The organism is Antribacter sp. NEAU-D49 (assembly GCF_057158775.1).
Genome location: NZ_JBXTSN010000019.1, coordinates 105341 through 113135, shown reverse-complemented (window position 1 = coordinate 113135; position 7795 = coordinate 105341). Strand labels below are relative to the sequence as shown.

7 protein-coding genes and 1 tRNA gene are annotated in these 7795 nt (G+C 70.1%); 3 read left to right on the top strand and 5 right to left on the bottom strand.

Going from position 1 to position 7795, the window contains the following annotated elements; all coding sequences use genetic code 11:
- Nucleotides 1-302, top strand: a 302-nt coding sequence (locus AC060K_RS15415) for a transposase (protein ID WP_483764950.1), incomplete at its 5' end; no start/stop codon positions are given.
- Nucleotides 299-772: an IS5 family transposase gene (locus AC060K_RS15410; RefSeq protein ID WP_483766285.1), complete on the top strand. Its 474-nt coding sequence runs from the start codon at nucleotides 299-301 to the stop codon at nucleotides 770-772. The genes AC060K_RS15415 and AC060K_RS15410, both read left to right, overlap by 4 nt.
- Here the strand turns inward: AC060K_RS15410 and AC060K_RS15405 are convergent.
- Both AC060K_RS15405 and AC060K_RS15400 read right to left on the bottom strand, forming a co-directional pair.
- On the bottom strand, nucleotides 769-1449 hold the full coding sequence (locus tag AC060K_RS15405) for a response regulator (RefSeq protein WP_483766277.1): 681 nt from the start codon (nucleotides 1447-1449) through the stop codon (nucleotides 769-771). The two genes, AC060K_RS15410 and AC060K_RS15405, sit on opposite strands and share 4 nt — an antisense overlap.
- On the bottom strand, nucleotides 1446-2582 hold the full coding sequence (locus AC060K_RS15400; protein WP_483766276.1) for a sensor histidine kinase: 1137 nt from the start codon (nucleotides 2580-2582) through the stop codon (nucleotides 1446-1448). Before AC060K_RS15400 ends, AC060K_RS15405 begins: the two co-directional genes overlap by 4 nt.
- Before the next feature lie 277 nt (nucleotides 2583-2859).
- Between AC060K_RS15400 and AC060K_RS15395 the strand changes: the two genes are divergently transcribed.
- On the top strand, nucleotides 2860-4182 hold the full coding sequence (locus AC060K_RS15395) for a serine hydrolase domain-containing protein (protein WP_483766275.1): 1323 nt from the start codon (nucleotides 2860-2862) through the stop codon (nucleotides 4180-4182).
- 110 nt (nucleotides 4183-4292) lie between these two features.
- Here AC060K_RS15395 and AC060K_RS15390 read toward each other — a convergent pair.
- From AC060K_RS15390 to AC060K_RS15380, 3 genes are all read right to left on the bottom strand, one after another.
- Nucleotides 4293-4369: transfer RNA gene (locus AC060K_RS15390), tRNA-Pro, on the bottom strand.
- A gap of 121 nt (nucleotides 4370-4490) precedes the next feature.
- Complete coding sequence (locus tag AC060K_RS15385; RefSeq protein WP_483766284.1) at nucleotides 4491-5426, bottom strand: metallophosphoesterase; 936 nt, start codon at nucleotides 5424-5426, stop codon at nucleotides 4491-4493.
- Nucleotides 5423-7789, bottom strand: coding sequence for a transglycosylase domain-containing protein (locus tag AC060K_RS15380; protein WP_483766274.1), 2367 nt, complete (start codon nucleotides 7787-7789; stop codon nucleotides 5423-5425). The genes AC060K_RS15385 and AC060K_RS15380 overlap by 4 nt, the downstream gene beginning before the upstream one ends.
- Nucleotides 7790-7795 lie beyond the last annotated feature (6 nt).

Below are 7795 nucleotides of genomic sequence, written 5' to 3'. Positions count from 1 at the left end.
TGTGGCGGCTGCGGGCCGGGACGCCGTGGCGGGACGTGCCTGCGAAGTACGGGCCGTGGAAGACGCTGCACGAGCGGCTGCGTCGGTGGACCGCGGACGGGACCTGGGAACGGATCCTGGACCACGTGCAGGTCAAGGACGACGCGGTCGGGAAGGTCGAGTGGACCTTCTCGATCGACTCGACCAACGTCCGGGCCCACCAGCACGCTGCCGGTGCCCGGAAAAAGGGGGCTGCAAGGCCGGCTGGGTCGAAGACCTCGCGGTCGCTGATGAGGCGCTCGGCCGGTCGAGGGGCGGACTGACGTCCAAGATCCACCTGGCGACCGACGCCCGCGGCCTGCCGATGAGCGTGATCCTGACGCCGGGGCAGGCTGGGGACAACCCGCAGCTGTTGCCCCTGCTGGACCAGGTCAGCGTGAAACGCGACGGACCCGGACGGCCCCGCAAGAGGCCCGACCGGGTCCTGGCCGACAAGGCGTACTCCAGCCCCGCGACCCGCCGCGCGCTGCGCCGGCGCGGGATCGCGTTCACCAGCCCCGAGAAGAAGGACCACGCCGCCCACCGGCTCCGCCGCGGCAGAGCCGGCGGGCGACCGCCCGCGTTCGACCCGCAGACCTACAAGGGCCGCAACGTCGTCGAGCGGTGCTTCAACCGCCTCAAGCAGTTCCGCGCCCTGGCCACCCGATACACCAAACGAGCCGCCTACTACCGGTCCGAACTCACGATCGCAGCCATCATCCTCTGGCTCCGCGATTCACAGGACAGGCCCTAGCTGTACCCGGCTTGATGGGCGAGTACGGCCGCCTGTACCCGACGCTCCACGCCGAGGCGTTGGAGCACCTCGCTGACGTAGCCTTTCACCGTCGCTTCGGAGAGGTGCAGTCCGCGGGCGATCTGGGCGTTGTCCTGACCTCGTGCGATGCCGAGGAGGACTTCGTGTTGACGTGGCGTGAGCCGCGCGACCGCGTCACGGGCTTCGGCCCGTCGTGACATCGGTGCTGCCGCGTTCTCCAGCAGCCAACGGGCCACGACGGGCGACAACGCAGCGCCGCCGGAATGGACAGTGTGCACTGCCTTGACGAGGTCCTCCGGGGCGCTGGCCTTCGTCACGTACCCGTCCACGGACAGCTCTACCGCACGGCGCAGGTACTCGGCGTCGGCGAACGTGGTCAGCACGACCAGCCGGGCCGAGGTGCCTGCCGCGCGCAGATCCGCGATCGCGTCGAGCCCCGAACGCCCCGGCATCCTCACGTCCACCAGGGCCACGTCGCACCGGGCTCCTCGGACCGCCGGGACGACGCCGAGACCGTCTCCGTGCTCGAGGACGACGCGCAGGCGTGGATCGTTCTCGAGGATCGTTCGCAGGCCGGCTCGGATGAGCGGCTCATCGTCGATCAGTGCGACACGGATCGGCTCCGAACCGTCGTCGGCCTTCGGAGCATGCATCATGGCGCCGGGATGATCGTCGCCGTGCTCACTCGCCCGTTCGCGAAACAGACTTCATAGACGTCGGTGCGTTCGAACGGACTGAACGTCGACTCGTAGTGCCGACAGGTACCCGATCCCCGCTGTTGCGGTGGTGCCTCCATCTCCATGACCGGGAGTCGGGTACGGGCGCTGTCCTCGGGCTCCCCGACGGTGATGGCGGCGAAGTCCGCGGAAGAAAGACGGGAGAGCGCCGCCTGTCCGAGCACCGCGCCCACAGGGATCGCGATCAGGAGTGCGGCAGTCGCCATGGGGAGAGCGATGAGCATCCGGCGTGTCCGGCGACGCCGATCCACGAGCACGCGCCGAGCGTCGTCCACCCCGGTCGTGGCCTGCACCGGCAGGCGGGCGCGAACGTGCCAACCATCACCACCGGGGCCGGCCTCCAGCGAGCCGCCGAGCTCCTTGACCTGGGCAGCGAGCCCCCGCAGGCCATGCCCGCCGGTCGGGGCGACGGTCGGATCGACGGCGATATCCGCGGAATCGTTCCTCACCTCGATGACGACGTCGTCACGGTCGACCCGGAGAAGGATGGCGATCGGCGCTCCGGGGGCATGGCGCAGCGCGTTCGTACATCCTTCACGCGCCACCGAGACCGCAGTGCTGGTCGTGGTCGAGGACGGCGTCGATCCAGCCACACGTCCCTTCATGCCTTGGATGTCGACGCGCACCGGGGTACCGGTCCGGCGGACGTCATCGGCGATGCGTTCGATGCTTTCGGCCAACCCGGGTCTCACCGCCTCCTGGCCGAGACCGCTGACCGACCGGTTCAGCGCCTCGACGCACGCCGAGATGGACGCACGCAGCCGTTCGAGATCCGGTGCGAGGTCTGCGCCTGCGCGCGTGCGCAGAGCGGCGGCCTCGATCGAAGCGAGCGTGAGGCGGTGACCGAGGTCGTCGTGGATCGTGCGCGACAGCTCGGCAGCATGCTCCGAACGGATGCGCTGCTCGGTCTCCGCAGCGCGCGACTCCTTGTGCGCCGCGAGCTCCCAGCCGAGCTCTGCCTCGTGCCGACGCAACAGCAGCAGCCGCGCCGCAAGCACGGCGGCGACCACCACGGGCAGCAGGATCCCACCCCAGGCAAAGACGTCGAACATGTCCGCATTCTCGCGTTCTCGCCACCTCGGCGCACCCCGCCGTTCAGGGGGTATCTCGCCGCCCACCGAGGGGCCGGACGGGCCTGCCGTCGCGTGTCGACGAGTTCCTAGCGTGTGACGCATGAGCAGAGAAGCGCCAGCGGCGCGCTCCCGATCCGTCCGCACCGGCTCCGTCGTCGTCGGCGTGGTCCTCGTATCCCTGGCGCAGATCGCGCTCTCGCCGGTGCAGCGAGCCTCGGCGACACCGCCGGCAGCGGACGTCCAGGCGTGGCTGAACGTGGTGCACGAGAGCGGAGTCCCGGCGATCGCCGCCGTCGTCACACGTGGGGACCACGTGCAGGTAGCGGTCGGCGCGGGACATGTCGATGGACGCGCGGTCGATGAGCACACGCCGTTTCGCATCGAGTCGCTGTCGAAGTCGTTCACTGCGACGGCGGTGCTGCAGCTCGTCGAGGAGGGACACGTGGACCTCGATGCCCCGGTCATGGACTATCTGCCAGCCCTGCGGCTCGGCGACGAGCGTGCCGAGTCCATCACGGTACGGCAGCTCCTGAATCAGTCGAGCGGGATCACCGACGCGGCCCTCGGATTCGACCAATACGCGGCGGGGCCGCGGTCCTCGCGCGACGTAAGCCAGCTGCTGTCACGCAGCCGGCTGGATGCTGAGCCCGGCGCCGACTGGGCCTATTCGAACCCGAACTACTGGATCTGCGCGTGGCTCGTCGAAGAGGTCTCGGGCACCACGTTCGATACCTATCTGCAGCAGAAGGTCCTCGATCCGCTGGGAATGTCGGAGACCACGAGCGCTTCCACGGGCCACCAGGTCCAGGGGGCTCCCGGACATGCCCAGGTGTACGGGATGCCCGTCCGGGTCTCCGGTCCTGACGCGTGGGTCGCCGGTGCGGGCGGTGTGACCTCCACGGCTCACGACCTGGGCATCTGGCTCCGGTTCCAGCACGGCGCCCTGCCCGACGGCGAGGATGTGCAGTCCACCGCGATGCGGGACGAGATGCACCGCCGTCAAGCGCCGGAGGGAGGCCTCTACGCGCTGGGCTGGTACAGCGGGCCACCGGCCGACGGCGGCGTCGAACGGGTCTCGCATTCCGGCGTCGGTGCCGGAACCGGCGCCTACCAGGGACTTTTCCCGGACGAGGTCGGCGTAGCAGTGCTGCAGGCAAGCACCGGCCCCGATCCGTACGAGATCGCCGCCGCCCTGTACGAGGGATCCGCCACCGGAGCACTCGGAACCGCGCCGTCCGCGCCTGGCCCGAGCCGCGACCTCCTCATCACCGTCGCTGCCTTCGCTCTCCTCGCCCTGTGCGTGCGCGGAGTATGGCGGAGCCGTCGCTGGGCACGGCGCGGCGGAAAGGTCCGAGCAGCTCTCGTACTCGGATGCAGCGCTGTCGCCGTGACGGCGCTTTTCACGATTCCGGTGTGGGGCTCCATGATCCTGGGGCGCGCTGCGACCTGGCCGGTCCTGTTCGCAGGAGCACCGATCCCGGTCATCGCCGTACTGGTGGTGGCGTCTGCGGTCGGCCTGCTCACCGTCGCTCGGCTGACCCGCCTCATGAGGAAGGCGGCAGAACGCAGTCGTCCGTAGACGGCGGCCACCTGCCCACAGCGGACCACCGTCGGTTCCGCACGCCGGTGTTCCGGCAAGGCGAAAGGCCCTCCGACCATGCGTTTCCGCTGGTCAGAGGGCCTTTCACATGGTCGGGGTGACAGGATTTGAACCTGCGACCTCTTCGTCCCGAACGAAGCGCGCTACCAAGCTGCGCCACACCCCGAGGGATCACTCTCGCCGTCAGGGCGTGAACCCATGCTGCGGAAGCGTGCCCAGAATAGCCCACGGACGGACCGGAACGGAAACCGAAAGCCCGTGGGCAGGATCACGGCTCCGGGCGGTGCTCAGACCGACGACGCGACGAGGGTCAGGAGGGTGGCTTCAGGCCGGCACGCGAAGCGGATCTGCCAGTACGGCGACGTGCCGGCTCCTGCGGAGACGTGGAGCCACGTCGAGCCCTCGCCGCCGTCCCGGTCGGGCCGGGGCCCGGGCCAGCCGTGCAGGCCGCTCGCCCTGCGACGGTCCAGGTCGCAGTTGGTCACGAGGGCACCGAAGTAGGGGACACGCAGCTGGCCGCCGTGCGTGTGGCCCGCGATGATCGCGTCCACGTCGTCGTCCCGCAGGGCGTCGAGCGCGCGGATGTACGGCGCGTGCACCACGCCGAGCCGCAGCACCGCCTCGTCCTCGCCGGGTGCGCGGCCCGGGGCCGGCATCCGGTCCCGGTCGAGGTGCGGGTCGTCCATCCCGACGAGCCCCAGGAGCCGGCCGTCCGCCAGCTCCACGACGTCGCGCCGGTTGGTCAGGTCCTTCCATCCGGCACGAGTGAAGGCTGTCGCCAGCGCCTCGGTCGGCAGGGCCTCGGGGGCAACCGGGTCCACCCGCGCGTCCGGCAGCAGGTAGCGGGCCGGGTTCTTGAACGTGGGGGCGAAGTAGTCGTTCGACCCCATGACGAACGCGCCCGGCACGCCGAGGAGCGGACCCAGCGAGTCGAGCAGCGGGGCCAGAGCCTGCCGGTGACCGAAGTTGTCGCCCGTGTTCACCACGACGTCGGGCCGCAGGTCGGCGAGCGACCGGACCCAGGCCTGCTTGGACCGCTGGCCGGGCGTCAGGTGCAGGTCGCTGATGTGCAGCACCCGGACCGGGCGCTCACCACGCGGCAGGATCGGCAGCGTGGCGCGGCGGACGGTGAAGAGCTTGCTCTCGAGGTGCGCGTACGCCAGACCGCCGGCGGCGATGCCGCCGGCGATCCCGAGCGCCTTCAGGACTCCCACGCCGTTCAGGGCTGGCCGCCGTTACCGTTGCCGCCGCCGTTGTCGCCGCCACCACCCGGCGGCGGGAGGATGACGACGCCGCCGCCATCGCCACCGTCACCGCCGTCACCACCGCCGTCTCCGCCACCCCCGTCACCGCCGCCGGGGTTGCCACCGCCACCGCCTGGGTTGCCGGGCTCCGGTGCGGGAGGCGGCGGCGGGGCCGCGGGCTGACCGATCAGGTTGGGGTCGGGGGCGCCGAAGCCGACGTGCGGCATGCCCACGCTCGCGGCGTTGGTGTACTGCTGCCAGATCGGCGCGGCCACGTAGCTTCCGTACATGAAGCCCCGCCAGTACTTCCCGTTGACCCGCATGTTCTCGTGACGGACCAGACCTTCGACGTCGCCCACCCAGACCGAGGTGGCGAGCTGGGCGGTGTAGCCGGTGAACCATGTGTGCCACGAGTACTGGGTGGTACCGGTCTTGCCAGCGGCGGGACGGCCGCCCTCCGGTCCCTTGCCGATCGCGGTGCCCTTGGTGAACACGTTCTGCATCGCGAACGTCATCGTGTGGGCGATGTTCGCCGGCAGGGCGTTCGGGTTGCAGTTCGCCGAGGGAACCGGGAGCTCCGCGCCGTCCGTGTTCGTGACCTTCAGGATCGCGACGGGCTCGCAGTAGGTGCCGCCACTGGCGATCGTCGCGTACGCGGCGGCCTGGTGCAGCGGGGACGACTCCTGGGTGCCGATGATCATCGGGGCGCGCACGTCGATGTCCGTCTCGACCGGGTCGTAGACCGCGTGCGGGTTGCCCTGGTTCGAGTTGGTGGGCCGGAAGCCCATGTTCCACGCGGTGGTGCGCAGGGCGCAGAGGTCGAGCTGGTGTCCCATGCTCGCGTAGGCCGTGTTCACGGAGTTGTACGTGGCCTCGATGACGCTCATGGTGCCGCCGCCGTTGCCGTCGGAGTTGGCGGGCGACCACGTGTCCCGGCCCAGGCTGCCCACGCACGGCGTCTTGAAGGAGCTCACGACGCGATCGACCTTGTTGGCGTTGACCGTGTCGTAGAGGCGGTGTCCGGAGCGGAGCCACTCGGCGAGCACGAACGGCTTGAAGTTCGAGCCCACCTGGAAGCCGCGGGAGCCACCGTGGGCGGCGTCCGCCGCGTAATTCACGGCGGTGGTACGCGGCGCGGGCTCCTCGCTCGCGTCGAACGGCACGTTCTGCGCCATGGCAAGGATCTTGCCCGTCCCCGGCTCCACAGAGGCCATCGCGGCCTCGAGGCCGCTCTGGTCGTTGGCCGGGACAGCGCCGTTGACGGCGGCCTCAGCCGCCGCCTGCTTGCCCATGTCCAGGGTGGTGATGATGTCCAGACCGCCGCGGTACAGCAGCGCCTGCCGGTCGGCCGGGGTCTCCCCGAACTCGGGGCTGAGGATGATCTCCTTGATGACGTACTCGCAGAAGAACGCGGCACCGCCCGCGGTCTGGCAGCCCAGGTCGACCGGCGTCACCCGGAGGGTGTCGGCGATCGGCGTGGCCTTCATCGCCTCGTAGTCGGCGGTGTTCGCGATGTAGCCCTCTTCCCACATCGTGTGCAGCACAAGGTTGCGACGCTTCTGGGCCTCTTCGGGGTTCGTCAGCGGGTCGAACTCCGTGGGCGCCTTGGTGATGCCGGCGATGGTCGCCGCCTCGAGCTGGGAGAGCTCGGACGCGTGCTTGCTGAAGTAGTAGCGGGCTGCCGTCTCGACGCCGTACAGGTTCTTGCCGAACTGCGCGATGTTGAGGTAGCCCTCGAGGATCTGGTCCTTGGTCATCGTCTTCTCGAGCGCGATCGCGAGCTTGGCCTCCCGCAGCTTGCGCTCGAGCGAGTCCTCGCGGGCCTTCATGACGCCGAAGGCGTCGTCGGCCTTGTCCGCCTCCTCGATCAGCACGTTCTTCACGTACTGCTGGGTCAGCGTCGACGCGCCCTGCGTCCCCTCGGTACCGCCCGCGTTCCGCACGGCCGCACGCATGATGCCCTCGGGGTCCACACCGCCGTGCTCGTAGAAGCGGCGGTCCTCGATGGCGATGGCCGCTTCCTTCATGGCCTGCGATACCTGGTCGAGGGGCACCACGATCCGGTTCTGCGCGTAGAAGGTGGCCAGCAGCGTGGTGCCGTCGCTCGCGTACACACGGGACTGCTCCGACAGGGGTGCGCGCACCAGCTCTTCCGGGACCTCGTCGAACAGCTTCACGGCGGTGTCCGTCGTGGCGTCGGCGCCCGCGGCGAGCGGGATCACCAGACCTGCGGCGAGGACGCCGCCGACGCCTGCGGTGAGGACGAACGCCAGCAGCAGCGCGATGAGCTGGGTGGCGGGGAGGGTACGCGTGATCCGACGTGGCTCGCGGGGGTTGGCCATGTGCCT

Bases quoted from the DNA above. Each gene is read 5' to 3' on its own strand.
- AC060K_RS15405 (WP_483766277.1), bottom strand. From the start codon at position 1,449: ATGATGCATGCTCCGAAGGCCGACGACGGTTCGGAGCCGATCCGTGTC.
- AC060K_RS15380 (WP_483766274.1), bottom strand. From the start codon at position 7,789: ATGGCCAACCCCCGCGAGCCACGTCGGATCACGCGTACCCTCCCCGCC.
- AC060K_RS15400 (WP_483766276.1), bottom strand. From the start codon at position 2,582: ATGTTCGACGTCTTTGCCTGGGGTGGGATCCTGCTGCCCGTGGTGGTC.